A 25891-nucleotide genomic window follows, 5' to 3' on the forward strand; every position below is an offset into this window, starting at 1 on the left:
CTCGATACCCTCACCCCGTCCCTCTCCCGGGGGGAGAGGGGAGGTTGCGTTACTTCGCACTGCTCAGGCGTCTGGCGGCCTCCGCGGCGTACGGGTGGTCCTTCTGCAACTCCGCCGCCTTCTCGTACTCCGCCTTCGCTTCCATCAGCTTGCCCGCCGCCTCCAGCAACTGGCCCAGGGCGTAGTGCGGCTCGCCAAATGCCGGGTCCACCTGTACCGCCCCTCGGAAGGACTCCTCCGCTTCCCGCGCGTTCCCCTGCTGGTAGTGCGTGTGCCCCAGGTAGAGCAGCCCGAGCGCGTGTCTCGGCTCCACCGCCACCACCTCCTCCAGCACCTTCTCCGCCTTCTTCCTGTCTCCGCCTCGCAGGTACAGGAAGCCCAGCTCCGCCCTCGCTTCGAGCTGCGAGGGGTCTCTCTTCGTCACTTCCTCCAACTCAGGCACCGCCAGGTCCGGCCGCCCCCGCCTCGAGTGCAGGATGCCCAGCCGCGCCAGCGCCCCCGTCTCCGCCTCCTCGCCCTCCTTCGGCTTCAGCAGCTTCTCCGCCCCGTCGTGGTTCCCCATCGCCAGGTACAGGTCCGCCAGCCCCAGCTTCGCCGCCGCGTTCTCCGGCTCCTCCGTCAGCACCGCCTCGTACAGCGGCGCCGCCTTCGTCCCCATCCGCTTGCGCGCGTACGCCTTCGCCAGCGCCAGCCGCGCGTCCGACGTCTGCTCCAGCTCCAGCCGCTCCTCGTACTGCGCGATGGCCCCGTCCAGGTCCCCCTTCGCCAGCAGCGCGTCGCCGTACGCCGCCCGCGCGTTCGGGTCCCCCGGGAAGCCCTCCACCGCCTTCTTCAGCGTCTCCACCGCTTCGTCCACCCGCCCCAGCCCCAGGTACGCCCTCGCCAGCCCCTGCCACGCCTCCGTGTTCGGCTTGCCGTCCTCCGCGCTCGCCGCCAGCGCCTTCTTGTAGGCCTCCACTGCCCGGTCCCGCTTGCCCTGCGCCAGGTAGCTCGCCCCCAGCTGCGTGTACGGGCCGCTCGCCCGCCTCGGCTCCAGTGCCAGCGCCTTCTCGAAGTGCCGCGTCGACCGGATGTGATCGTCCTTCCGGTAGTACGCCATCCCCAGGTTGAAGTGCGCCTCCGCGTACTTCGGATCCGCCGCCACCGCCTTGCGGAAGGCCTCCAGCGCCTTCCCGTGCTCGCCCCGAGCCTCCAGCGCCACCCCCAGGTTGTTGCGCGCCATCGCGTGCCTCGGCACCGCCGCCAGCGCCTTCTCGTACTCGGAGATGGCTCCGTCCAGCTGGCCCGCCCTCATCAGCAGCACGCCCAGGTTGTAGTGCGCCTCCGCGTCCTTCGGCGCCTGCCGGGTGGCCTCCCGCAGCGTCTCCTGCGCCTCGCCCGTCAGCCCCTTGTCCGCCAGCGCCTTCCCCAGGTTCACCCGCGCCGCCGTCAGCGTCTCGTTCAGCTTCAGCGCCGCCCGGTACGCCGCGATCGCCTCGTCCGTCTTCCCCGCCCGCTGCAACGCCTCGCCCAGGTTGAAGCGCAGCTCCGCGTCCTTCGGCGACAGCTCCACCGCCAGCGAGAACTGTGCGATCGCTGTGTCCCGCTCGTCCAGCATCCGCGCCAGCAGCCCCCGCTCCGCCCTCAGCCCCTCCTCCTTCGGGAAGGCCTCGATGGCCTCCTCCAGCAGCGCCTTCGCCTTGTCCGTTTCACCCGTCAGCCGCAGCGCCCGAGCCAGCGCCAGCTTCGGCGCCATCAACTCCGGCGCCTGCTCCACCAGCTTCGTCAGCGGCTTCACCGCCTTGCGCGGCTCGCCCCTCGCCAGGAAGGCCGTGCCCAGCCGGTACAGTTTCTCCGTGTCCGCCGGCGCTCCGGCCTGCTGGGTGGACTCCACGGCCGGTTGTTCCGGGGGCACCGCACCCGGCTCGGGGCTCTGGGCGGTGAGCAGCTGGAAGACGAGAAGGCCGGCTCGCGTCATCACAGGTTCTCCACGTAGGGGCTCGCACGTGCGTCGAAAGTCTTCTTCGCCAGGGCCGCCTTCTTCACCTCCCATGCCTCCCGGGCTGTCTTCTCCTGGGCAGTGTCCGCCGCCAACCCTCCCCGCTCCGCCTTCTCCTCCGCCTCACACCCGGACACCTGCGCCTCGTACTTCTTCGGGTCCAGCTTCTCGCTGCCCTCCACCTTCGCCTTGCGCGCTGCCTGCAGCCGCGCCAGCTCGAAGCGCGCGAAGGCACAGCGCGTCGCCAGCTCCTCCACGTCCCGCAGCGCCACGTTCAGGCGCTGCTTCGCTCGCAGGTACTCCACCCGCGCCCGCGCCTCGTCGATGGCCAGCTTCGCCACCTCGCGCGAGGCCGCGTCCGGGGCGCGCTTCTCCTCGTCCTCCGCCGCCTGCTCGCGCGACTTCGCCCGGCGCAGTGACTCCCTCGCCCGGAGGATCTCGTTGCCCGCCTCGTCCACCTTGTCGATGGCCAGCGCCAGGTCGTTCTCCGACTCCAGCAGCTCGATGCGGGTCTCGTACGGCAGCTTCGCCACCAGCTTGTCCGGGACTCTCATCCCGTAGCGGGGGCCACACGCGGCGGCGAGCAGCAGCAGCAATGGCAGGACGGTGCGCTTCATGGAACGGTCGCCTCGAAACGGCCGAAAATGGTCCGGCCGGAGTAGACGTCGGTGCCGGTGGCGAAGGTGACGTGCAACTCGCCCGTGACGGTCTTCCCCGAGTCCAGGTACCCGTCGAACACCAGCTCTCCCCGGGCAATCTCCGGGAACGGGCGCACCGGCTCCTCCAGCACGCCCCGGCTTACCGAGCCTCGCTGCGGGGCCGTGGTTCCGCCCATCCGCTGCGCCAGGTCGATCGCCGCCCTCGGCTCCAGCGAGATTCCCTCGAGCCTCGCAGCCACCTTCAGCTGCGTGTCTTCTCCCTCGCCTCGGGCGCGCAGGAAGCTCACCGTCACCTCGTTGTTCACGGCCTGGGCTTCCGCCCGCTCGTAGGTGAGGTCCAGGTACTCGGTGACGCTGCCCTCGAGCGTCGGGGGGGCACAGGCCGAGAGGAGCAGGGTGAGGAACAGCGGGGCACGGGAGCGCGGGCACGGTGAGGGCACGGGTCCGGGCACCCTCACCCCGTCCCTCTCCCGGAGGGAGAGGGGAGAGGGGCACGGCAGGGGAGAGGGGCACGGCAGGGGAGGGGGGCGCGGCGCTGTGTGGTGCTGGGAAGAGCGGGTCACTTGCATGCCGACCACCCGCTGTCCACGTCGGGGCCACTCAGGCTCCCCACGTCCTTGAGCACCGACAGCTCCCGCTTCGCCCCTTCCGTGTCTCCGAAACGGCAGCGCAGCGCCGCCAGGTTCAGCCTCGCCTTGTCATACGTGGGGTCCGCCTCCAGCGCCTTCGCGTACGCCTCGCGCGCCCCCATCGCGTCTCCCTGGTTCAGCAGCGCCCAGCCCAGCGCGTTGTGCGCCGACGCCCTCGTGTCCGCCAGCTCCGTCACCCGCCCCAGCGTCAGCTGCGCCAGTCCGAACTGGTTCGCTTCCAGGTAGCCCAGGCCCAGCGCCTCCAGCGCCTCCGCCGTCAGCGTGGCTTCCGCCTTCTTGCGCAGCTCCTCCAGCGAGCCGGGTTGCGCCACCGCTCCCACCGCCGGCACGGGCAGCGACGCCGCGTCGCTCTTCGTCCGGCAGCCCAGCACCGCCACGCTGAAGACCTCCAGCGACTCCGCCCGCGACACGCACGCCGTGAAGGCGTCCTGGGCCCGTTGCCGCAGCGGCGCCACCTGCTCGGCCACCGCCTTGCGGAACGCCTGCGCGTCCGCCGCCGACGCTCCCGACGGCGCCGGTGTGGCCTCCACCACGTCCGCCAGGTGCGCGTACACCAGTCCCACCTTCCACAGCGACGCCACCGCCCACTCCGGGTACCCCAGTGACGCCGCCTGCGTGTAGATGCCTTCCAGGCCCTGCAGCGCCGTCACCTTCTCCTCCACCTTGTCCGCCGGCAGGTCCTTGTACGCGCGGTAGAGGATCTCCCCCAGGTACCACAGGCCCTTGGCCGCCTCCTCCGTCTGCCCGTCCGGGCCCTGCACCGCCGCCGTCAGCGTCTTGATGAGCGCGTCCGGTGGCTCCTTCACCGCCGTGGTGGCCTGCACCTCGGCCAGCACCGCCACCGCCGCCGCGCTCGTCTTGTCGAGCTTCAGCGCCACGTCCGCCGCCGTCTTCGCCTTCACGTAGTCCCGCGCCCGCAGGTGCGTCTGGGCCAGCAGCACCATCACCTCCGCCTTGCGTGCCCCCGCCACGTCCGCCGCCGCCTCCAGGTCCCTCGCGGCCTCCTTGAACTGGCCCAGCGCCTGCCTCAGCCGCGCGCCCGTCAGCCAGCCATCCACCGCCGCCACGTCCGCTCCCAGCCTCCCGCCCACCGTCTCAAAGTGGCCCGCCGCCTCGGTGAAGGCCGCCGCCTCCGCCGCGTGACGGCCCAGCGTCAGCAGCACGTCCGGCACGAACTGGCTCTTCGGGTACTCGTCCGTCAGCCGCTTGCCAATCTCCCGCTCGCGCCCCAGGTCCCTCTTGTCGCGCGCCGCCGTGAAGGCGCCATACAGGGCCTTCTCGCCCAGCTCCGCGCCCTTGTTCTCGTTGGCCACCTTCAGCAGGCCCTCGATGACGTCGCCCGTCTCCTGCGAGCTCTTCAGCGCCAGCTCGTCCAGGGCCTCGGCGCGCGTCTGGGCCAGAATCCGCTTCACGTCGTTCTGGAAGGCCGCCGGCAGCGCCGCGCCGAGCAGCTTCTGGCCCGTCTCCTCCATGCCCTTGAAGTCATTCACCTGCCGCAGGCTGTCCAGCGCGAGGTTGCCCGCCGCGGTGGCGTCCTTGTGCGTGGGGTGCGCGAGTGCGAAGGCGGTGAAGAGCTCGGCCGCCTTGGGGAACTCGCCGTCCTCGTACCAGGCCCGGGCGATGTTGAACTTCACCTCCAGCACGTTGGGGCTCTGCGGGTAGCGCGACACGAAGTCCGCTCCCATCAGCTTGAGCGCCTGCCGCGCGTCCGCCACCTCGAAGGCGTTGCGGCGCTGCGCCTCCTCCGGCTTCACCGTGGAGAAGTGCGCCAGCAGCGCCCCGTACATCGCCTCCTCCACGCCCTTGGCGTCCTTCGCCTTCTCCTCGTAGCGCACCAGCTCCTCGAACTGGCGCGCCGCCCCGGGGTACTCCTTCGCCGCGAAGAGCGCCTCCGCCCGGTTCTTCATCATCGTCCGCACGTACTGCTCCGGCCGGAAGAGCCCCAGGTACTCGCGGTAGGCCGCCGCCGCCTTCAGGTACAGCCCCTTGTCCTCCTTCTTCTGCGCCGCCACGTGCAGCTGCGTGGCCAGGTCGCGCCCCATCTCCTCCAACTCCACCAGGTGCTTCTTGCGCTCGGCCTCGTCCAGCTGCGGGTCCGTCTTGCTCGTCACCGCCGCGCGCACCAGGAAGCGCAGATCCTCCGGCTCGGGCAGCACCTTGCCCTTGGCCGCCTTGAGCGCGTCGTACAGCTTCTGGCTCCGCTCCAGGTCCATCTCCGGGTCGTGCTGGAGCTCCATCAGCTTGCGCAGCGCGGGGATGGCCCACTCGTACTGCGCCTTGATGAAGTAGCGGTTGCCCAGCTTGTCCAGCGCGAGCGCGTAGGTGGCCCGGCTGTCACTCAGCTTCTCGAAGTAGTTGAGCGCGCCCTTGGCCGGCCGCGCCTCGGTGTAGCTGTAGACGAGATCCAACAGCGCCTCGCGCTTCACGTTGAGCGTCTTCTGCACGTCCACCCCGGGCAGCGGGGCGCTGGCCGCGGCGGCCTCGAAGAAGGGCACCGCCTCCGCGTGCTTGCCCTGGTTCACGCGAATCCACCCCAGCTTGTAGCGGGCCAGGTCGTGCACCGGCGAGGGCGGCGCCTCCAGGATGGCCGCGTAGTGCTTCTCCGCCAGCCCCAGGTCCGCCTTGTCGAAGTGGTGGTCTCCGAGAATTTGCAGCGCCTCCAGCCGCAGCGGGCTGCCGGGGTGCTTGCGCACCAGCTCGTCCAGCGTCTTGAGCATCTCGTCGAAGGCGCCCAGCTCGCGCTGCTCGTGCGCGAGGTAGAAGAGCACCTTGTCGCCATCGTGGAAGTCCGGCCACTCGCGCTGCAGCCGGTAGTACATCTGCACGGCCTTCTGCTTGAGCAGGCGCGTCTCGGGCGACACCAGCGCGCCGCTGGCCCCGGGCGGACGCTGCTCCGCCTGCAGGTAGTACACGTACCGGCTCTTCTCCACGTACAGCTCCGCCAGGCGGAACTGCAGGTCCGGCAGGTAGGGCGCGTTGCGGCTCCTGGCGATGAGCCGCTCGGTTTCTCCGATGGCGCGGTCCACCTTGAAGATGTCGCGCTGGAGCTTCTCGATGAGCTCCTGGCGCTCCTTCGCCTTGGACGCCAGCGGGTTGACGGGGCCCGCGGCGAGCAGCGCCGCGATGAGCAGCAAGGGGCCGGTCATGGGTTCTCCTCGATGCAGCGGCTCTCGAGGTGGACGCGGTACGAGCGCAGCTCGTCGTTCCAGTACTCGCCATCGAAGGTGAAGCCCACCTGCGAGGGCGACAGCAGCTCCTCCTCGGGCGGCGCCACCACCTTGGCGCCCTTCTTCACCCGCTCGTACAGCTTCAGGCCCACCTCGTACTCCATCAGCCGCACCTGCTCGGCCGCGCGCAGCAGCGTGTCCGCCTGCTTCCGCACCGACTCCTCCAGGCGCGCCTGGTAGGTGCGCCGCGCCTCGGCGTGCGCCAAGTCATACGTCTTGGTGAGGTGCGTGTAGAGCGGCCCGCCGAAGCTGCCCGCGTAGCGGCCCAGGCGCTCCCCCTCCAGCTCCAGCACCTCCAGGTAGCGCGCGGCTCGCCTCGTGGCCCCCTGCGCGCTCGCGGCCCGGCGCAGCCGCACGTCCTGCGTCAGATCCTCGCGGGCACGGATGGCCTCCAGCGAGTCCGCGAAGCGCCGCGTCAGCTCCTTCGCCGCGCGCTTGGCCGGCAGGTAGTGGCACAAATCCCGGTAGATGAGCGCGCGCAGCAGGTACTTGTCCGGAAGGAACTCGTCCCGGAAGGAGGGCGCGTCCAGCGTGGTGAGGATGCCCAGCGCGGCGCGCACTTCGCCCAGTTTGTAGCGCGTCCACGCCTCCTCCAGGTACAGCGTGGCCCGGCCCGGGTCCAACTCCGGCAGCTTCACCAGCCCATAGGCCTCCAGCGCCCCCGGGTAGTCCTGGCGCTCGTAGCGCAGGCGCGCCACCGCCAGCGCCGCCTCGTTGCGCGACTCGCGGGTGAGCTTCTCGTCCTTGCTCAGCCCGAGGAAGTCCTCGATGAGCTCGTCGTTGGGCTCCTTCACCTCGCGCAGCCGCGTGACGAGCAGCGCGTAGCGGGCGCGGCTGGCCTCGGCGCTGCCCTCGGGCAGCTTGGAGAAGTGCGTGGTGGCCCAGCGCTCGTTGCCCACCCGCAGGTCCACCAGCCCCTGCTGGTAGTGCGCGTAGGCGCCCGCCTCCTCCGGGAGGAAGCCCAGGTCCAGCGCCCCGAAGACCTGCTCGTCGATCATCACCTCGTCGTGCGGCCGGTCCGTCAGCTCGCGCAGCGTCTCCAGGGCGCGGGGCAGCACCTCGGGGTGGGTGCGCTCGCGGGCGATGCGCGACAGGTACACGCCGCCCGCATGCGTGAAGCCCAGGTCGATGAGGCTGCGCGCCAGGAAGTACTGGCCCCAGGCGTAGTTCTCGTGCGTCCGGGGCGCCGAGAGCAGCCACGTGTAGAGCGGCCCGGCGGCGGCGCGCGCGTTGCCGGCGAAGTAGTCCGCCAGCGCCTTGTCGAACACCGCGTCCGGGACCTTCTCGGCCGGGGGAGGCGCTGCCTGCGCGGGCGCGGCCTCCTTCGTGGCGGGAGCGGGGGCAGGGGCCGCCGGAGCACCACCCGCCTGGGCCTGGACGAGCGCGGGCGTGGCGAGCAGCGCGGTGGAGACCAGCGCGGCGAGGAGCGTGCGGGGAGTCATTCCGTGGCGCCGAAGTTGAACGCGGTGGACAGCTGGAGCGTGGGCACCTGGATGAGGCGGGTGGCGCCCACGAACACCGTGTTGTTCGTCACGTCGAAGCGGAAGGAGAGGTTGCGGCCGGTGAAGACGCGCACGCCGAGGCCCAGGTTGATGGCGGGACGGAAGCCGTCGGCGCGCTGGAGCTTCAGCACCGTGGCGCCTCCCAGCAGGAAGGCGCTGAAGTGCACCACCGAGCGGTTGTTGACGGCCATCTTCCCGTAGATGGGGCTCCACACCAGGTCCGAGCCCATCATCCACTGCACCTGCTCCTCGAAGGCGGAGCTGGTGGGCGAGGCGTCGAAGTCGCGCTCGAGCTGCTCGCGCAGGCTCGTCTTCAGGTTGTAGCTATAGCTGCCCCGGCCCACCTGCCAGGCGAAGCTGTCGGTGAAGTGGTAGGTGTAGCCGACGGTGCCGAGCACGCCCTTGTAGAAGGCATCGGCGGGCAGCACGCCCACGCCGAGCGTCAGCTCATGGTTCATCCGGTAGAGCCGCTCCTGCACGGCGGAGACGGTACCGGGGTTCTCGAGGGCCTCGGCCTGGGCGCGGGCCAGCCCGGGCAGGACGAGCGAGAGGAGGAGCAGGGCGTATCGCACGGTTCGGTCCTGGCGGAGGCCGGCCGGACGCGACGGGGAGCGCATCAGTAGCCGACCGAGTTGAAGATGAACGGGTAGGTGATGATGACGGCGCCACCCTTGGCGGGCGGGAAGGTCCACGCCTTCAGGCCGCCGATGATGCAGGCCTCGACGGAGGGGCTGCGCAGGGTGGAGGACTTCGTCTTGGTGGCCACCACGCGGCCGTTGGTGCCGATGGTCCACTCCAGCACCACCTTGCCGGCCAGGCCGGGGTCCTTGAGCAGCGCGCGCTCGTAGCAGGCGTACACCTCCTGCAGGTGGCTGTTGACCACCTTGGCCACGGCCTCGCGATCGATGGAGCCCTGTGCGGCGATGGTGCGCGCGGTGGCCCGCGTCACCGTCCCGCCCACCTTGCCCTTGCCCACGCGGCCCGCGCCCAGCGCACCGATGCCGCCACCGCCCTTGCCGCGCAGAATCTCCGCGCCCAGCGTGGCGCCGCCGCCCTTGCCCCCGCCGCCCAGGCCCAACGTCCCCAGGCCCGCGTTGGCGATGGGCGCCTTGCCGATGAGCCCCGAGAGCTTGAAGTTGGTGTTCTTCGCGTTCTTGCTGCCCGGGCCACTGCCCAGCTTGTCCACCGCCGCCAGCAGGTCCGTGGTGGCGGGGCCCGCGGCCGTCAGCTTCGCCAGGGCCTTGAGGGCATTGGACTCGGGCGCGTCGGCCACCGCCTTGGGCAGCGGCTTGCGCGGCCGGGGCGCCGGAGGCTCCGGTGTCGCGGGGGCCTTCGTCTCCTTGTTGGCCACCTGCTTCTTGGGCGCCTTCTCCTTGATGGCCTCGAGCTTCTTGCGGGCCTCTTCCTTCTTCTTCGGCTCGGGCGCGAGCAGGCGCAGGGCGATGGGCGGCAGGTTCTTCTGCGTGAAGTCCGCCCCGTCCAACTGCCTGGGCATGACGGCGAGGAAGCCACCAAAGGCCGAGGTGAAGAACAGGAAGCTGCCCACGGCCAGCCAGGGCAGCCCCTTGAGCGGATGGACGCGCACCTTCTCGGGCAGCGGGGCCGCGTAGGCCACCAGCGACATCCTGCCCTCGGACAGGCGCGCGGCGGTGCCCTGGCGCAGGGTGAGGAAGGGGCGCTCCCCGTTCACCTCCAGGGCCTCGGGCGCCACCGGGGTGAAGCGGCCGTCCGCGCCGCTGCGCTCCACCTTCGCGCCCTTGGGCACGTAGAGGCGGAAGGCGTCATTGACGGTCTCGGCCAGCGTGAAGGGCTCGTCCGGGAGCTGGAAGCCCCACAGCGGCATGGGGGCGCGCTCGTCCGCGGACGCCCGGACCGGCTTCCTCCCCGGGGCGAAGCGGCGCGCGTCCCGGCGCACGGCCCCCCAGTACAGCTCCAGGTACAGGTGCGCGCGGCCCTTGCGGCCCGCGTCCAGCCGGGGCGCGTGCGTGGGCCGGTCCTGCGGCGCGCTCGGGCGCTCCCACTCCATCTCCGTGCCGGCGGGCGCCAGGGTGGGGCCCGGCTCCGGCGGCACGTCCTCGAGCAGCTCGTCCGCGAGCACGAGCGAGGGGCCCGTGGCCTGCACCGGCTGGGGAGCGCGGCGCCGCGCCGAGGGCATGGTGCCCATCGGGACCTCGGGCACGGGGACGGGCTCGGCGATGGGGCGCGACGGGACGGACGAGGCGCCGACGCCATACACGGCGGTCGCGCCCGGAGGCGTGGGGGCCGGGGCGGGGACTCCCGGAAGCGTGGGGGCCGAGCCGGGACGCATGCGCGGCACCGTGGCCGCGGGCGGCGGGGGAGGCGCCATGGGGGCCACGGGCCTCACCGGGCCCGAGGGCCTCGCGAGGGGCTGGGTGGCGGAGAGCTGCGATGGGGCCTGCGCCGGCGCGGGCGGAGGTGCGCCGCCCAGCAGGGCGGCCACTTCGGGAGGTGGCTGCGCCCCGTCACGGGGCTTCTGCGAGAGCACGCGCGTCTTCAGCACGAAGGGGCCGCAGAGCACCTCGTCCGTCGAGCGGATCTCACAGGCGGAGATGCGGTGGCCGTTGACGTAGACCGGCTGGCCTGAGCCCGCGTCCTGGAGGGCCGCGCGGCCGTTCTGGAAATAGAGGACGGCGTGGCGGGGCGCGACGGAGGCATCGTCCAGCCGCAGGTCCGAGGACGCGTCCGAGCCGAGCGCGTACGTGCCCGGAGTGAACACCTCCGTGCCCACGAGGAGCCCGTCGCGAAGGATGACGACCTGGAGAACCGTCTGCTGGCCGCTCAACGCTACTCCTCCTGACGCAGGCCTCCCGGCCGGATGACTACGGCTGCTGATCGTAGACGGTGGAGACGATCTCCGAGCGGAAGTTGTCGCGCTCGCGGATCATCGACCGCGTCTTCAGCTCCTTGCGGTCGTACAGGTAGACGGCTCCGGACTTGTTGGTCTGTCCCTGGATGAGCCGGTCATCGAAGTCGATGCGGGCGGGGCCTCGCGTGGGAGGTGCCGCCGAGGAGGCCGCGGAGGGCTCGCCGGACACGGGCTCGGTCACCCGCCCCGAGGCGGGTTCCACCTGCCGAGAGGGCTCGGACTTCCGGGAGGGCTCGGCCTTGTTGGGGGGCGGCTTGCGGTTCTTCCCCTTGGCGGCGCCCGCCTTCGCGCGCGAGCGGCCCTGCGCCCAGGCCTCGGTGCCCAGGGGCGTGGGAGCAAGGCCGAGGAGGCCAGCGATCACCAGGGAGGAGAGGAAGCGCCGCATCAGCCCGGCACGTTACGCGATGCGCGTACCAACCTGTCAACGCGGGAACGGCAACTTGCGGTCAGGCTGGAAAGGTGGAGTGCTGCTCGGAGTGGCGGTGGCTTCGTGACTCGTTCGATTCATTCCCTCGCGGCACTCGCCGCGCTCCTCATCCTCCTGGCCGCGGCCGGTGTGGTGCTGTGGCGCCACGGTGTTGACTCTGGGCCGCGTTTCTCTCCGCGGCTCGACGCGGTGGGCCCGCGGCTGACGAGCAACCAGACCTCGCAGCCGCTCGCCATTCACGGCGAGGGACTGGTGCCCGGGCTGCGGCTGGTGCTCGGGCCGCCCCTGTCGCGCGAGCTGCCCCTGTCGGTGGTGGACGCACGGCACGCGTACACGCGCCTGCCCGCGGACCTGGAGATGGCGGCGGAGCAGGTGCAGGCCGTGGTGACGGTGCGGCTGGCCGGGCCTCCGGACGTGACGCCCGAGGGCGAGGCGCGCCTCACGGTGGTGAATGACACGGCCTTCGCGGACCTGACGGCGATGGTGCGCTCGCCGGATGGGCGCACGCTGTTCATCGCCTCGCCGCCGACGGACACGGTGTTCGCCCTGGACGTGGCCAGCGGGCGCGTGGAGCCGCTGGCGGCAGGGGATGGGCCGAGCGCACTCGACACCTATGAGGACGCGCAGGGGCGCCCGTGGCTGGCGGTGGCCCACCTGTGGACCGGGGCGCTGCACCTGTACGCGCTGGATGCGCCCGGGAGCGCGCCACGGGTACTGCCCGCGCCGGCCGGGGCGCTGGGTCTCTCGGTGGATGGGGCTCGCGGCGTGGCCTTCGTGGCCGAGCACGTGCGGGATGAGGTGCATGCGCTCTCGCTGGAGGACGGGCACGCGGTGTGGCGCACGAAGGTGGACCCGAATCCCCGGGCGTTGGCGCGCTGGAAGGGGCTGCTCGCGGTGGGCAGCCTGCAGACGGGGCAGGTGGAGCTGCTGCGGCGGGAGGACGGCGTGCCCGTGGCGACGGTGGTGCCGAAGCCCGGCGTGCGCATTCTCGGAGGCGGGACGGAGCGCTTCTCCGGGCAGGTGATGGGCGGCAAGGCGGCTCGGGGGCTGGTGGGCTCGGAGAAGCTGGGGCGTCTCTTCCTGGCGAGCCTGGGGCCCAACGTGGGGCCCAATGCCGAGCGCATGGAGGTGAGCCCCAACGGCGGCGTGGCGGAGCTGGACCCGGAGCGCGGCGAGGTGGTGCGGCACCGGGGCTTCGGCGCGGGCATCACCGAGGGGCTGGCGCTCGATGAGGAGGCGGGGCTGCTGTACGCGGCGGACGTGGGGCTGGGGCGGGTGCGGGTGCTGGACGCGCGCCGGTTGGAGGTGTTGCAGGAGGTGCCCATGCCGCTGCCCGAGGGCACGCCGCTGGTGCGGCCGGAGGCGGACTTCGGGACGGCGGGCCGGGCCGGAGTGGAGTTGCACGCCGGGCCGAGAGCGCTGGTGCTGGCGCCGGACGGACGCACCCTCCACGTGCTCAACCGGCACACCGGGACGGTGGCGGTGGTGGATGTGTCCGAGGCCCGGGCGGGCCGTGCGCGGGTGGTGCGGCAGTGGCCGGTGACGAGGATGGGCACGCAGGCGAAGCGGCGGCTGGGGCAGGTGCTCTACTACGCGGACCTCGGCCGCACGGCGATGAGCTGCGATGCGTGCCACCTCGAGGGCCACACCGGAGGCGTCTTCTTCGAGAAGACGCGGCCGATGCGCATCTACCGCTCCACCACGGTGCTCGGCAGCCGCGACACGCCGCCGTACTTCACGCCGGCCAGCACGCACAGCCTGGCGGAGACGATGCGCACGGTGGGCAGCCGCAACCGCTTCCATAAACCGTCGCTCACGGAGGCGGAGGTGGAGGCGCTCACGCTGTACGTCTCGCTGCTGCCTACGCCGCCCAATCCCTTCCGGGACGAGCACGGCGTGCCCCTGGAGACGGTGGAGCTGCCGGACGGACGGCGCGGGAGCCCCGCTCGAGGCCGGGAGATCTTCGAGGGGAAGGGCGGCTGCACCGGGTGCCACCCCGCGCCGCTTTTCACGCTGGACCAGGACCCGAGGACGCGCGGGCGCTACCTGGAGGTGGGAACGCCGAACGCGCTGCCCTTGAGGCTGGAGCAGCAGGACCTGGTGCCGGGAGCCGCGCCGCCCTCGCTGGTGGGGGCGTGGGACATCTGGCCCATGCTGAGCAGCGGCGCCGCGGGCTTCGAGGTGCGCGAGGGAAACCGGCTGGCCGTGGGCACGCGCTTCCCGCTGCGCGCGGTGGTGGACATGTCCGGCCCCGCGCACGGGAACATGAAGGCGCTCTCGCCCGGGGAGCAGGACGACCTGCTGGCTTGGCTCCTCACGCTCTGAGTTGAGCTTCGAACAGCGGACACAGGCGGTTGCCGCGGCTCGCCCGTGCTCGCGGGGAGTGCCAACCTGACGGTCTCTCCTCCACCCCGTGCGGAAAGTGAGCCGTCGCATGCGCCTGCCATGGTTGTCGGGGCTCCTCCTGCTCCTGGTGGGCTGTGCCTCGGATTCCTCCCGCTCGTACCTGGGCGGCGCTGGCGCTGAACCGGTGGGTGAGAGTCTGCTGGTCCGTGGCGACTCCGAGGCCGCGCCAGAGGAATGGGCCGTGTTCCTCCCGGTGGAGATGGAGGAGGTGGGTCTGGAGGGCTGGAGCGCGGAGGCCTTACGCGCGGCCGGTTACCGCCTCGAGGTCGTCGAGTTCGAGGACATCCTCGAACCCGTGCGGAGCCAGGACCCGGGAAGCGGAACGGGTGAGCTTCTGAACCGGCGTCCTCCCCGGAGAGGGGGCAGAGGTGGAACAACCGGAAGTCGGCTGACTCCCTCGCTCAATCCGCGGCCTACGCCTCAACAAAGGATGGAGAACCAGCGGCGCGCGGCGGATCTGGCGGCGGTGCAGGCCGCGCGTGACCTCTATCAGCAGCGGCTGGCGGATGCGCAGGTGGCCTTTCCCAACAGCGCGGGGTACCAGGACCACCACCTCATCCCTGTGTACCTCGGTGGGCCTCAGACTGGCGTGACGTACCGGATTCCCACTGCCTACCACAAGATGATCACCCGGGCGTTCCGCAAGGAGTGGGGCTACGACAGGCCAGGTTATCCAAAAGCCGAGCGGCTACAGCAAATACTGCTCACGGTCTACTCCCAGTTCCCCATCCCTCAACTCATCGGAATCAATCCATAACCATGCGTGAGTTCATCGAGTTCAGGATCTCGGATCCAGATGCGAGCGAGTACCTGGGAGAGGTGGGATGGAGAATGGGAGATGATGGACTCGTTCGCTGCGTTCGACTTCCCATGGAGGATGAGCGGGTCCAATTGATCGGCGAGTTGGATGGCGAGTTCCAACGCGCTGGTGGCTCATTCTTCATGGGTTGGCACATCACTCGCCATTACACGGCCGAGGAGATTCAATCGGCGGAGGTATTCAACCTGAATCTCCACTCGGTGTTCGAGCCGTGTGGAGAGATGTGCGGGACAGAATATGACGAGTCCTCGGCGTGTCCCCATTGTGGCGCTGGCTCACGCCAGGCTACGGCTCTGCGCCTCGAACCTGAAACCATTCCCAGGCGAAATATGAGCCGTACCATCGCCGGGGAAATCATCATGTCGAGCCGGCTGGTGCGGGCCTTCCAGGCCCATGGCATCACGGGCGCCTCTTTCCTACCCGTGCGAGATACCTCGGGACGGGTGCTCGAGAACTGGCATCAGCTCGTTGTCACCTCCGCGCCCGTGGACGTCGTCCCTCCCACGCAGGCCAACAATGGTCCGTTCGACTTGGATGTGAACGGAGATTATCGCTGCCCCCAGGGCCATGTGCTCGGTCTGAACCTCATTTCCGAGTTGTGGCTGAAGAAAGACAGCCATGACGGCAGTGATCTGGCTCGCACGCGGCAACTCTTCGGTCCTCGCATGGGCGTCCTGCGGCCACACCCCAAGCTCCTCATCTCCCCCAGGCTCTTCCGGCTGTTGCGCGAGCTGAAGGTGGGCCGCCTCATCGCGGAGGTGGCCCACTGGGGCTGAGGCCGCCTACTTCCGCTTCGTCCGTGCCGCCTTCTTGGCGGCGGGCTGCTTCTTCTCCGGCGCGGGCTGCTTCTTACGGGGCGCGGGGCCGCGGCTGCTGCGCAGCGGCTTGCCCTTCTTGTCGAAGAACACGTCGAACAGCTCGCTGCCCGTGAGCCACGAGGGCGAAGCGGGTGCCGGGGCGACGTCGACGTTGCCATCCTCGTCCTGGCGCAGCACCAGCACCTCTTCCTGCTCCAGCCCCGGCAGCAACATCGCAGAGTGCGTGGTGGCGATGAACTGGAGCCGGGGGAAGATGCGCTTCAGCGCGGGAACGAGCGCCGTCTGCCAGCGCGGGTGCAGGTGCAGATCCAACTCGTCCACGAGCACCAGCCCCTCCATCTTCTCGGGCGCCACGGGCTTGCCCGCCTCGAGCAGGAAGTGGCCGATCAGATCCGCCAGCCAGGCGATGGAACTCTGGTACCCGTGCGACAGCCACGTGGCCGGAACCTTCACGCGCTGGCCGCCCATGTCCATCTCGAAGCAGTGGGCCTCCAGCATGTCCTGCCGCGTGCGAACGATGCCCTGGCTCTTCAGCTCCAGGTCCACGAGCCCCGGCAGCAGGTTGCCCTCCAGCAGCACCTGCTTCAGCACCCGGCTGTAGGCCTTCGCCTGGGCGGGCTCGAAGACATCCGCGAAGCCGGTGGCAATCAGGCTGCCCTGGTCGAAGAGGTTCGCCATGCGCTGCTTGATGGGGTCCGACAGGCCCTCGCCCTGGATGGCGTTGGGGCGGGGCAGGGCGCGCGCCACGCCGTAGCCCGCGACGAACCACCCCGGCAGCTGCGTGCGGCGCGCCTCGCGGATGGGATCGAAGACGCGCGTGTGCTCCACGCCCACGTACCTCGAGTTGCCCACCAGCTCGCGCCAGGTGTTCTTCGCCGCCACCGAGCTCCTCACATAGGGCGGCAGCGAGTGCTTCCTCTCCAGGCCCGGGTATTCGCGCGCCTTGTGCCCTTCCTGGCCGAAGGTGAACTCGGCGCCGATGAGCATCAGCTCGCTGGAGGGCAGCCGCCGGTCTGGCAGCGAGGTGACGTCCGCGAGCTCGCTGCCCAGCGAGGAGCCGCTCGCGGCGAGCGCGATGGCCTGGAGGACGGCTGTCTTGCACAGCCCGTTCTCCCCGACGAAGACGGTCCAGGGCCGGATCTCCCCGTCCGCGCGGGTGAAGGAGATGGCGACATCCCGCAGGAGCTTGAGGTTCTGGAGCGTGAGGCTGCGCAGGTACATGCGGAGGGCCAACGTGTACGGGTAGGGCCGCACCATATCCTCACCCGACACGCTTGTGGGTATTCGTAAGACTTGACCCACCCAGGGGTGAGGATGACCCGGCCCCCGACATGAGTCCTTGCGCCCATGGCGGAGGCTGGGCTCTACAATCCCGCCGGATGAGCACCCTCCCGCGGATGGCCTGCCTCCTGGTGCCCGTGCTGCTGCTGTCGTGCTCCGACGCGGGCCTCTACGCGCTCGACGGACGGGGCCCGAGCGGCAGGGACAGAGCGGACTTCGCCGGCAACGTGTGCGTGCCGCTCGCGGGGGGCAACGCCTTCCCCGTGAAGGTGCTCTTCGCCGTGCAGGGCGGGGCGGGCCTGCCCGCGGACATGCCGGGGGCCGTCACCGAGGCGCTCGGCACGCTCACCAGCCGCTTCTCGGTGCCCTACATCCAGTTCAGCCTGGTGGCCTTCCACACCGTGGCCACGGGCCTGCTGGGGCGCTTCGACGACGCCACCGCCCTGCAGGCCGTCCTCCCGCGCTACGCCACCTACCAGGAGTCCGGGCCCACCAGCGTCCGCTCCGGCCTGAAGTTGGCCAAGAGCATCCTCTCCGGCGACATGCAGACGGGCTGTCCCGGCGAGGTGGCCCGCACCCGCTACCTCGTCGTCGTGGTGATGACGAGCGCGGACCTGAGTTGCCAGAACCCGGCCTTCAACGCGGGCCTCGACTCGCGCTGCACCCGGCTGACGGACCCCGCGGCCTGCAGCCGGTGCGAGCTGGCCGCCGCCACCGGAGAGCTCAAGGCGCTCGTGGAGCGCTTCGGCGCGGGCGAGGTGTCCGTGCAGCCCGTCTACGTGCGCGCCGAGGCCGATACCAACACCGCCGCCCAGGTGGCCGCCATCGCCAACGCCGGGGGCACCGAGGCCGTGACGGCGAGCTTCACCACCCTGGGCACCGCGCTCGGCGGCCTGGACTACGCGTCGCTGCAGAGCCACCTGAAGCTGAAGCGCTTCCTCGCCTTCAACCGCAACGTGGTGGTGCGCGCCGGCCAGGTGCTCGCCGACAGCGACGGCGACGGCCTGGCGGACAGCGACGAGCTGGCGCGCGGCGTGGACCCCACGCTTCCGGACACCGACCAGGACGGGCTCATGGACGGCATCGAGGTGCGCATGGGGCTGAATCCGGCGCAGGGGGACTTCATCCCCGGCTGCAACCCGGCCCTGGACGATGACGGCGACCGGCTCAACACCTGCGAGGAGCGCGTGCTGGGCACCGACCCGTGCGTGGGGGACTCGGACGGCGACGGCCTGCCGGACCTCGTCGAGGCCCTCACCCGCACCAACCCGCTCGTCCCCGAGGACCTGCAGGACAGCGACCGCGACGGCATCCCCAACATCCAGGAGGCGGAGGCCCACTCGGATCCGCTCAGCGCGGACCTCGCCTTCCAGACGGAGCGCGGCTACGGCTACTCCATCACCGAGGCGGCGCCCTCCGAGGACGGCCGGGCCTGCTACGCGGTGCGCGCGGAGAACGTCACCCTGGTGCCCACCCTCGAGCGCCCCGAGCCCTCCATCCCCGGCCGCCGCATCCGCGCGGGCACCAACGACATCTACCTCTATATGCAGGTGGGCCGGGACAACGACCCGCGCGGCGCGGGCATCGGCTCGCTGCGCATCGAGCGCCTGCGCTATACCGAGGACGAGGGCCGCGTCCCCGCCGGCACCCGCTCCTTCTCCCCCGAGGACTTCATCCTGGGGACTTGAGCCCCCAGGTGTGGAGTCCTCCCCCCAGGCTCGCTGAGGGGAACACCCCCCACCCGCCGTTGCCCGCCGCCCGCGTCGTCCGCAACCCCGTGAATTTCCAGCCCTTCCCGGGCCCAGGTCCCCGGATCGGCTCTTGCTATTGGCCCGGCGCTGAAAGGAGTCACCATGACGCTCTCGCGCATCGCTTCCACCCTCGTCCTCGGGGTGCTCTTGCTGCTGCCGGCTCCGGCCGCGGCCCAGACCAACGGGGCGGACAACCCGGAGTGCCTGGGCGAGCAGTGCGGCCGTCCGAAGGAGGAGGGCGGTGGCTGCGGGTGCGGCTGTGGCTGCTCCGTCTGGGTGGCCTACACGGACGACGGCACGACGCTCTCCTACACGGATGACGGCGATGGCGACGGCAAGTCGGACGGCCACGACAACTGCCCCTTCGTCCCCAACCGCCTCCAGGAGGATGACGACGGCGACGAGGTGGGCAACGTCTGCGACAACTGCTCCATGCTGGCCAACCTCCAGCAGAAGGACGCGGACGGGGACGGCCTCGGCGACGACTGCGATCCGGACCAGGACAACGACGGCAAGGCCAACGCGGAGGACAACTGCCCGCTGGTGCCCAACAAGAACCAGGAGAACCTGGACGGGGACGAGAAGGGCGACGTCTGCGACACGGACGATGACAACGACAGCGTGCTGGACGGCGACGACAACTGCCCGCGCGTGCGTAACCCGGACCAGGTGCTGCCGGAGGACCGGAGCCAGTGCAACGTGGACCGGGACGGGGACAACGTGCTGGACAGCTTCGACAACTGCCCCAGCCTGGCCAGCACCGACCAGCGCGACACGGACGAGGACGGGATGGGGGATCCCTGTGACGCGGACAAGGACGGCGACAGCAAGCTCGACAGCGCGGACAACTGCCCCCTGAAGGCCAACCCGGACCAGGTGGATGACGATGGCGACGGCAAGGGCGACGTGTGCGACGCCTACTACTGCGTCGTCGTCAACGCGGAGGACCCCGACAACTGCCTGGACCCCAAGGGCCCCTTCGCCGTGCACGGCGGTGGCACGCTGGCGCTGAAGAAGGGCGAGAAGGCCCTGCTGCCCCTGTTCGCCAACCGCAACGGCATGGCCATCGAGTACACGTGGACCGTCACGCGCCGCCCCGAGGGCTCCAAGGCCGTGGTGGAGAACCCCCAGGGCGCGGTGACGAAGAGCAACCACTGGGCCTACGCCTATACCGAGGGCGAGAAGCCCACCTTCACCGCGGACGTGGATGGCGAGTATGTCCTCCAGCTCCATGCGAAGCTGGCCTTCGATGACCGGGTGTACCCCGGCCGGCGCGAGTCCACCTCGGAGCTGTCCCTCGAGGTGGCCAACGACAACGGCTGGAACTGCTCCGCCTTCCCCGCGACGGGTGGCGGGATTGCGCTCGCCGCCGTGGCCGCCCTGCTGCGCCGCCGCCGCCGCTCCTGAAACCCGTTGTCCCAGGAAGGTCCACACCGGATGCGACGCCTGACCCTGCAGACGCTGCTCGTGGCGGGCCTCCTGGCCCTGGCGCCGGGCTGCACCGACACGCTCGTCGAGCCGCTCGCGCAGGACAAGACGAACCTGGATGACCGGCTCACCCTCCAGGGGCGGGTGTGCACCAGCACGCCCGACGCGGATGGCTTCCCGGTGAAGGTGGTGCTCGTCATCGACCAGTCCGGCAGCATGTGCGTGTCGGATCCGCCGGGCTCGCAGGAGGGCTCGGGCTTCTGCGAGCGCGCCGAGGTGAAGGCCATCGTCCCGCCGGGCGTCACCGAGCCCGCGCGCGTCCGGGCCCTGCGCCGGCTGGTGAACCAGTTCCGCGCGCAGCCCAACGTGGAAGTCTCCGTCGTCCCCTTCGAGACGAACATCCGCAACCCGTGGCCCGGGAGCACGGGGGACCGCTTCGCCCGGCCCACCACCGCCTCCGGCATCGACACGTACATCGGCGGGCTGCAGAGCCAGCTGGGCAAGGGCACCGACTACCAGGGCGCCCTGGCCGAGGCGTACAAGATCATCGCGGGCGACATCACCGACGTGTCGCGGGATGACCCGGCGCAGCTGCCGCGCACCCGCTACGTCGTCGTCTTCCTCACGGACGGCACGCCGTACCCGCGGTGCTCGGCCAACGATGACCTCGGCCAGTACGCCACGCCGGACCAGCCGGACCTGACGTGGGAGGACTCGGCGAGCGCGCGCGAGTTCTGCAACCTGATGGACCCGGAGGACCCGGACGCCATCACCGGCTACATCGCCGGCACGGACCGCAACCAGAACTACCAGCTCTTCAGCCATGTGCGGCGGCTCATGGAGCTCAAGCAGCAGTACAACGTGGGAGACATCCGGATGCACACGGTGCTCCTCTTCAACGAGGAGGCGGTGCGCGCCTGCGGCCCCATCTGCCAGGACCTGTACGGCGTCTACCCGGGCGTGGACGCGGCGCAGTACCCGCGCGAGGCGAAGAAGATCTCCTCCTGGCTGCTCCAGCGCTTCGCGGAGCTGGGCGGCGGCGTGTACCAGGAGTTCAACAACTTCTCGGAGATCTCCCAGATTGGCCTGGGCGCGCTGGACTACTCGTCCTTCGCCTCGCGCAACGTGATGAAGACCCTGATGGTGGAGTCGCTCACCTCGCTGCCGGGCGACGAGGCGCGCGTGGTGGACAGCGATGGGGATGGGCTCGCGGACTCGCGGGACAACAACCTCACGCTGGGTAGCAACACCTTCACCCAGGACAGCGACGGGGACTGCTTCAGCGACGGTTTCGAGACGCTGCACGAGGACCAGGGCTTCCAGGCCGTCAACGCCAAGGACACGCGCGGGTGTGACCCCGCGTCCCCGCTGACGCCCGGCTGCGCGTGCCGGGACACGGATGGGGACGGGCTGTCGCAGTACGCCGAGGACTACCTGCGCACCCACTCGGGCCTCGTGGACAGCGACGGGGACGGCGTGCCGGACTCGCTCGAGGCCCGCTACGGGTTGGATGCGCGCACGCCGAACGCCTCCGGCATCGACACGGACGGGGATGGGACGCCCGACGAGCTGGAGCTGCGCGCGGAGAGCAACCCCACCCGGAGGGACCGGGCCTTCCACGAGCGCTTCGGCTACCAGTACGAGGTGACGGCCGAGGTGCAGGAGAACGGCAGCGTCTGCTACGACTTCACCATCTCCAACCTGCAGCTCGTCACCCCACCGCCGCGCGCGGGCGTGCAGCAGGGCTTCAACCTCTTCAAGGTGTGGTTCGCCCAGGCGCCCGAGAGCGGCGTGGCCACCGACTACGGCGAGTGGCGCACGGCCTGTGCCTGGGCCCAGTACGCGCCGCCGAGCGTGCGGGTGCCGCTGGGCCCCGGGCTGACCCTGGAGGACGGCCACTTCGTGAGACCCGATCGCCTCAACGAGGACACCGAGTACCGCGCCCGCTGCGTAGGAGAGCGCCCATGAACCGCGCGGCCGTGGCTGTCCTGCTGGGCCTGGCGGGCCTGTTGACGGTGGTGGCGTGCACGGACGCCTACCTCTACGACGGGCGCAGGGACGAGGAGGTGCCGGTGGACCGGGCCGTCGCGCTCGAGGGGCAGGTGTGCACCCTGGGCAGCAACCAGGTGGTGCGGCCCATCAAGCTCGTCGTCGCGCTGGACGCCAGCCAGTCCATGAACGTGAGCGACCCGGACGGCACGCGCGCCACCGCGCTGGTGGAACTCATCGACAGCCTGCCCCAGGACGACGAGGTGGAGCTGGCGGTGATGGTGTTCGCCGGCAGCACCACGGCGTACCTCACCCAGTCGGGCACGCCGCCCGCGGTGGAGGACGGCTTCGTCCGCGTGTCCGACCTGGACAGCAACGAGCGGCTCAACCTCATCCAGCGGCTGCTCACCTTCCGCAACCCGGACACCGCGCCCAACCGCGACGCCACCGACTTCGTGAAGCCGCTGGCGGACATCTACGCGCTCATCAACCGCGACATCTCCCTGAGCCGCCTGGAGCCCGGCGGAGCGGAGGCGCTGGCCCAGGCGCGCTACTCCGTCATCTTCCTCTCCGACGGCAAGCCCACCACGGACCAGGACGAGGAGCTGCTCAACGGAGACGCGGTGGTGCGCATCCGCCAGCTCGCGGACCTGGTGGAGGACGTGCGCGTCAACACGGTGCACGTCTTCCAGCCCCTCCAGCCGGTGAGCACGGTGTGCGACCTGACGGGGGATGGGGGCTGCCCCATGCTCCTCATCAACCAGAACGCGGAGCGGCTCTCGCGGATGGCGGAGCTGGGCGGCGGCAACTTCCGCGACTTCCGCAACGACGAGCCCATCAACTTCCTGGACTTCCGTTTCGGCCAGGTGCGGCGCTCCTTCGTCCTCAAGGAGCTGGTGGCCTCCAACTTCTCCGCGCCCCCGGGCAGCCCCCTGGGCGAGGCGGACACGGACGGCGATGGCCTCACCGACGAGCGCGAGGCTTCGCTGCGCACCGACCCCGCGAAGGCGGACACGGACGGGGACGGCTTCAGCGACGGGGTGGAGGTGCACTACCGGGACCTGGGCGTGGACTTCAACCCCACCGGCTACGCGCGGCCGGACGGAGGCGGATTGGACCCGGGCTGCCCGCCCGCGCTGCGCGGCGTGGACTCGGACTGCGATGGACTGCTGGACTGCGACGAGCAGTTCGTCGGCACCAACTCCGAGCGGGTGGACAGCGACCGGGACGGTGTGCCGGATGGGGTGGAGTGGCTGGGGGGCACGCAAGGCGCGAGCATCGACCTGGAGCAGGACCCGGACAACGACGGGGTGAGCAGCCGCAATGAGCTGCGCATGCACACGCGCCCGGTGGAGGTGGACACCGCGCACCTGTCCACGGACGGCTACCGCTACACGATGCGGGCCGCCGGGCCGCCGGATGCGCTGGGCCGCCAGTGCTACGACTTCCGCGTGGACAACGTGCTGCTGGCCCCCACCCAGGGTGACACCGACGATGCCGGGACGGTGGTGAGCGGCGCGGGCTACAACGACCTCTACCTCTCGGCCGCCATGGTTCCCGCGGATGACCCCACCGCGCGCACGCTGGTGCGCCACTTCCGCTTCCGGGGCGCTCGCTACCCGCTGGGCGGCATCAAGTCCCCCGTGGACGGTGTCATCCGCGTCACCCCCGAGGACTTCGTCGACGGCTGCCCCGGCCGTCCCGTTCCCCCGACGCCCTGAGCCGGGCGTCCCCGGCTTCCGCATCCCCCGCTCCCCCATGCACACCTCCGCCCGACTGCTGCCGCTCGTGTTGCTCGCCCTCACCGCCTGCCCCGCGCCGGGCTCGGATGGAGACCCGGACGGGGGCGAGCAGGAGATCGCCGACCTCTGCAACTCCCGCGAGGAGGCGCTGAGCTCCCCCGAATGCCAGCTCACGCCCGGCGTGGCCCTGGAGGACCGCTACCTGTCCTTCGAGCGCGACAACGACTGGTACAGCGTGCAGATCCCCGCGACCGTGGGGCCCCGCTCGCTGCTGCGCGTCACCGCCGTCTACCCCGTGCCCATCACCGCGGTGAACCTGTCCGTCAGCCTCCTGCGCGAGGACGGCACCGCGCTGGTTCCGCGCCAGGTGGACGTGCACGGCCAGGGGCAGCCCAGGCCCGTCGAGTTCCTCCTTCCCTTCACCGAGCCGGGCGCGAAGCTGCTCCTCCTGCTCGGCGACGAGCCCGCCAACCCGAGCCGTCCCGGCTATGACGCGCGCAACCCGTACTCGCTCCGGGTGGAGGTGGTGGACAACCCGGACGCCAACGAGCCCAACGACACGGCGGCCCAGGCCACGCCCCTGGTGCTGACGGGCGCGGGCGGTGTCCTGTCGGGGAGTGCCTCCGGCTACCTGGCCACCCCGGGGGACGTGGACCTCTTCTCCTTCGATGTACCGGCCGGGAAGATCGCCTACGTGCGGGTGGCGACGGCGACCCTGTCGCCCCAGCCGATTCCGGCCTACATCCTCTCGTACAAGCTGCTGCGCCCGGACGGCACCGCCGAGGCCGACAGCCGCCTGCTCACCAACACCCTCCGCGCGGACCTGGCCACCGCGCGCCGGGTGACGGCGGCGGGGACGTGGCAGGTGCTGGTGCGGGGCTGGGACAGTGACACCTCCGACGACAAGCCGTCTCCAGGAGACCTCCGCCTGCCGTACACGGTGGACGTGAAGGTGATGGACGAGGGCGACCCGAACGAGGGCGCCAGCGGCAACGACGACCTGGCGCGGGCGAAGGTGGTGCTCCTCAGCGGTGGCCCGTCGACGGCGAAGACGTCCTTCACCGGGCGCCTGGGCTCGGTGCCGGACGAGGACTGGTACGCGGTGGAGGTGCCCACCAACACCTCGCACACGGTGCTGCACTACCGGCTGGTGCCGCTGTCCGGGGGCGGCCGCTTCCCTCCGCTGCCCGGGCTGGCGGACCGGCAGGTGCGCGTCCTCACCCCGGTGACCGGCTTCTCGGCCAACGACTGCACCACGAAGGCGGACGTGTGCCCCAAGGGCAATGGTTATGGCACGGACTCCACGGTGACGGGCCTGGTGGCGGACTGGTGCGGCAACAGCCCGCCGCTGTGCCTGCACTCCTCTCGCGACGAGTCCGAGTACTTCTCCAACCTGCGCAACCTCGAGGGCACGTTGCCGGTGCCGCCGCATGGCGCCACCGTGCGCTACTACTTCCTCGTCCAGGACGCGGGCACCAACTGGGCGGACGACAAGGACTACCGCCTGGAGGTGGAGTGGCTGAGCGACGCGGACGAGACCACCCGCAAGGGCAGTGGGACGACGGAGACGGCCACCCCGAAGACCATGGCCAGCGATGATTCCGCCACGGCCTTCCCCGCGCCGCCCACCGGAGCCGCCTACGAGGTGAGCGGCTCCATCTCCTACGGAATGGGCCGGCTCGTCGGCAATGACCCAGTGAAGGGGCAGGGCGTGCGCGGCCCCTCGGACTACGACGCCGTGACCTCCGACGTGGACCTCCATGTCTTCACGCTGCCCACGTCCCTTCCCGAGCCGATGGACCGCACCTGGGAGCTGCAGTGGGAGGTGGCGGACCTGCCCGATGGGGGCGTGCCCTACGGCCTCTCGCTGGACCTGACCTTCTGTGATGCGAACCGCCCGGACGCGGGCAGCTCCTGCACCCCGGTGTCCACGGGCAGTGCCGGGGCGCCGCTGACACTCGCCTACCGCGGCGAGCCACTGCGCGCCTGGCACTCGCCGGCCGGCAGCCTCGGTAACCTCCAGCCCCTGTACTCGCTCGAGCGCGCGGGCGGCGTCACGCGGGTGACGGTGCAGCCCTATGCCTGCTCCTGCCTGGAGCCGCGCTTCCTCCGCGGGGGCACCCTCAAGGTGGCCGTGGGCGCCGTGGACCGGATGGACTACGGGCAGGCCGATTACACGCTGCGCACCGCGTACACCAGCTACCCGCGGACGTACTCCACGCTCGATGGGGGCACCGCCTCCTGCCCGCGTCAGGATGGCGGGGTGACGGCGGATGGCGGCATGACGCCCGCGTGCGTCTTCACCCGCCAGCCCTGAGCCCTCTGC

At 70.9% G+C, this 25891-nt stretch carries 17 protein-coding genes; 8 read left to right on the forward strand and 9 right to left on the reverse strand.

Going from position 1 to position 25891, the window contains the following annotated elements; all coding sequences use genetic code 11:
* Positions 1–49 precede the first annotated feature (49 nt).
* The 8 genes from NR798_RS09610 to NR798_RS09645 all read right to left on the reverse strand — a co-directional run bounded on the left by NR798_RS09610 (position 50) and on the right by NR798_RS09645 (position 11288).
* A complete protein-coding gene (locus NR798_RS09610) occupies positions 50–1957 on the reverse strand; it encodes a tetratricopeptide repeat protein (protein WP_375771144.1) in 1908 nt (635 codons plus the stop codon).
* The gene (locus NR798_RS09615; RefSeq protein WP_375771145.1) at positions 1957–2595 is read right to left on the reverse strand and encodes a hypothetical protein; all 639 of its coding nucleotides are present in this window, start codon (positions 2593–2595) and stop codon (positions 1957–1959) included. The genes NR798_RS09610 and NR798_RS09615 overlap by 1 nt, the downstream gene beginning before the upstream one ends.
* The gene (locus tag NR798_RS09620) at positions 2592–3077 is read right to left on the reverse strand and encodes a hypothetical protein (protein ID WP_375771146.1); all 486 of its coding nucleotides are present in this window, start codon (positions 3075–3077) and stop codon (positions 2592–2594) included. The genes NR798_RS09615 and NR798_RS09620 overlap by 4 nt, the downstream gene beginning before the upstream one ends.
* A 119-nt stretch (positions 3078–3196) precedes the next feature.
* Positions 3197–6433 (reverse strand): tetratricopeptide repeat protein, encoded by a 3237-nt coding sequence (locus tag NR798_RS09625; protein WP_375771147.1) that lies wholly within the window; start codon positions 6431–6433, stop codon positions 3197–3199.
* Positions 6430–7956, reverse strand: coding sequence for a tol-pal system YbgF family protein (locus NR798_RS09630; protein WP_375771148.1), 1527 nt, complete (start codon positions 7954–7956; stop codon positions 6430–6432). Before NR798_RS09630 ends, NR798_RS09625 begins: the two co-directional genes overlap by 4 nt.
* Positions 7953–8588 (reverse strand): outer membrane beta-barrel domain-containing protein, encoded by a 636-nt coding sequence (locus tag NR798_RS09635; RefSeq protein WP_375771149.1) that lies wholly within the window; start codon positions 8586–8588, stop codon positions 7953–7955. The genes NR798_RS09630 and NR798_RS09635 overlap by 4 nt, the downstream gene beginning before the upstream one ends.
* 44 nt (positions 8589–8632) lie before the next feature.
* A complete protein-coding gene (locus tag NR798_RS09640; RefSeq protein ID WP_375771150.1) occupies positions 8633–10819 on the reverse strand; it encodes an AgmX/PglI C-terminal domain-containing protein in 2187 nt (728 codons plus the stop codon).
* 37 nt (positions 10820–10856) lie between these two features.
* Positions 10857–11288 (reverse strand): hypothetical protein, encoded by a 432-nt coding sequence (locus tag NR798_RS09645; RefSeq protein WP_375771151.1) that lies wholly within the window; start codon positions 11286–11288, stop codon positions 10857–10859.
* Positions 11289–11393: 105 nt separating this feature from the next.
* On the opposite strand from NR798_RS09645, the gene NR798_RS09650 reads away from it, so the two are divergent.
* The 3 genes from NR798_RS09650 (at position 11394) to NR798_RS09660 (ending at position 15332) form a co-directional block, all read left to right on the forward strand.
* A complete protein-coding gene (locus NR798_RS09650) occupies positions 11394–13655 on the forward strand; it encodes an MtsA protein (protein WP_375771152.1) in 2262 nt (753 codons plus the stop codon).
* 262 nt (positions 13656–13917) lie between these two features.
* Complete coding sequence (locus tag NR798_RS09655) at positions 13918–14493, forward strand: hypothetical protein (RefSeq protein WP_375771153.1); 576 nt, start codon at positions 13918–13920, stop codon at positions 14491–14493.
* Between the two features lie 2 nt (positions 14494–14495).
* On the forward strand, positions 14496–15332 hold the full coding sequence (locus tag NR798_RS09660) for a hypothetical protein (protein WP_375771154.1): 837 nt from the start codon (positions 14496–14498) through the stop codon (positions 15330–15332).
* 6 nt (positions 15333–15338) lie between these two features.
* On the opposite strand, the gene NR798_RS09665 is transcribed toward NR798_RS09660, so the two are convergent.
* Complete coding sequence (locus NR798_RS09665; protein WP_375771155.1) at positions 15339–16646, reverse strand: AAA family ATPase; 1308 nt, start codon at positions 16644–16646, stop codon at positions 15339–15341.
* Between the two features lie 107 nt (positions 16647–16753).
* Between NR798_RS09665 and NR798_RS09670 the strand changes: the two genes are divergently transcribed.
* The 5 genes from NR798_RS09670 (at position 16754) to NR798_RS09690 (ending at position 25882) form a co-directional block, all read left to right on the forward strand.
* The gene (locus NR798_RS09670) at positions 16754–18343 is read left to right on the forward strand and encodes a calcium-binding protein (RefSeq protein WP_375771156.1); all 1590 of its coding nucleotides are present in this window, start codon (positions 16754–16756) and stop codon (positions 18341–18343) included.
* Between the two features lie 165 nt (positions 18344–18508).
* Complete coding sequence (locus NR798_RS09675) at positions 18509–19813, forward strand: thrombospondin type 3 repeat-containing protein (protein WP_375771157.1); 1305 nt, start codon at positions 18509–18511, stop codon at positions 19811–19813.
* A 30-nt stretch (positions 19814–19843) separates the two neighbouring features.
* Positions 19844–21802 carry a VWA domain-containing protein gene (locus NR798_RS09680; protein ID WP_375771158.1) on the forward strand — a complete coding sequence of 653 codons (1959 nt, stop codon included), beginning with the start codon at positions 19844–19846 and terminating at the stop codon, positions 21800–21802.
* Positions 21799–23544, forward strand: a complete 1746-nt coding sequence (locus NR798_RS09685; protein ID WP_375771159.1) for a VWA domain-containing protein — start codon at positions 21799–21801, stop codon at positions 23542–23544. Before NR798_RS09680 ends, NR798_RS09685 begins: the two co-directional genes overlap by 4 nt.
* A 37-nt stretch (positions 23545–23581) precedes the next feature.
* The gene (locus NR798_RS09690) at positions 23582–25882 is read left to right on the forward strand and encodes a cell-cell cohesion protein MtsF (protein WP_375771160.1); all 2301 of its coding nucleotides are present in this window, start codon (positions 23582–23584) and stop codon (positions 25880–25882) included.
* Positions 25883–25891: the final 9 nt, after the last annotated feature.

Origin of the sequence: Archangium gephyra (assembly GCF_042230915.1) — a bacterium.
Classification (GTDB): domain Bacteria; phylum Myxococcota; class Myxococcia; order Myxococcales; family Myxococcaceae; genus Archangium; species Archangium gephyra_B.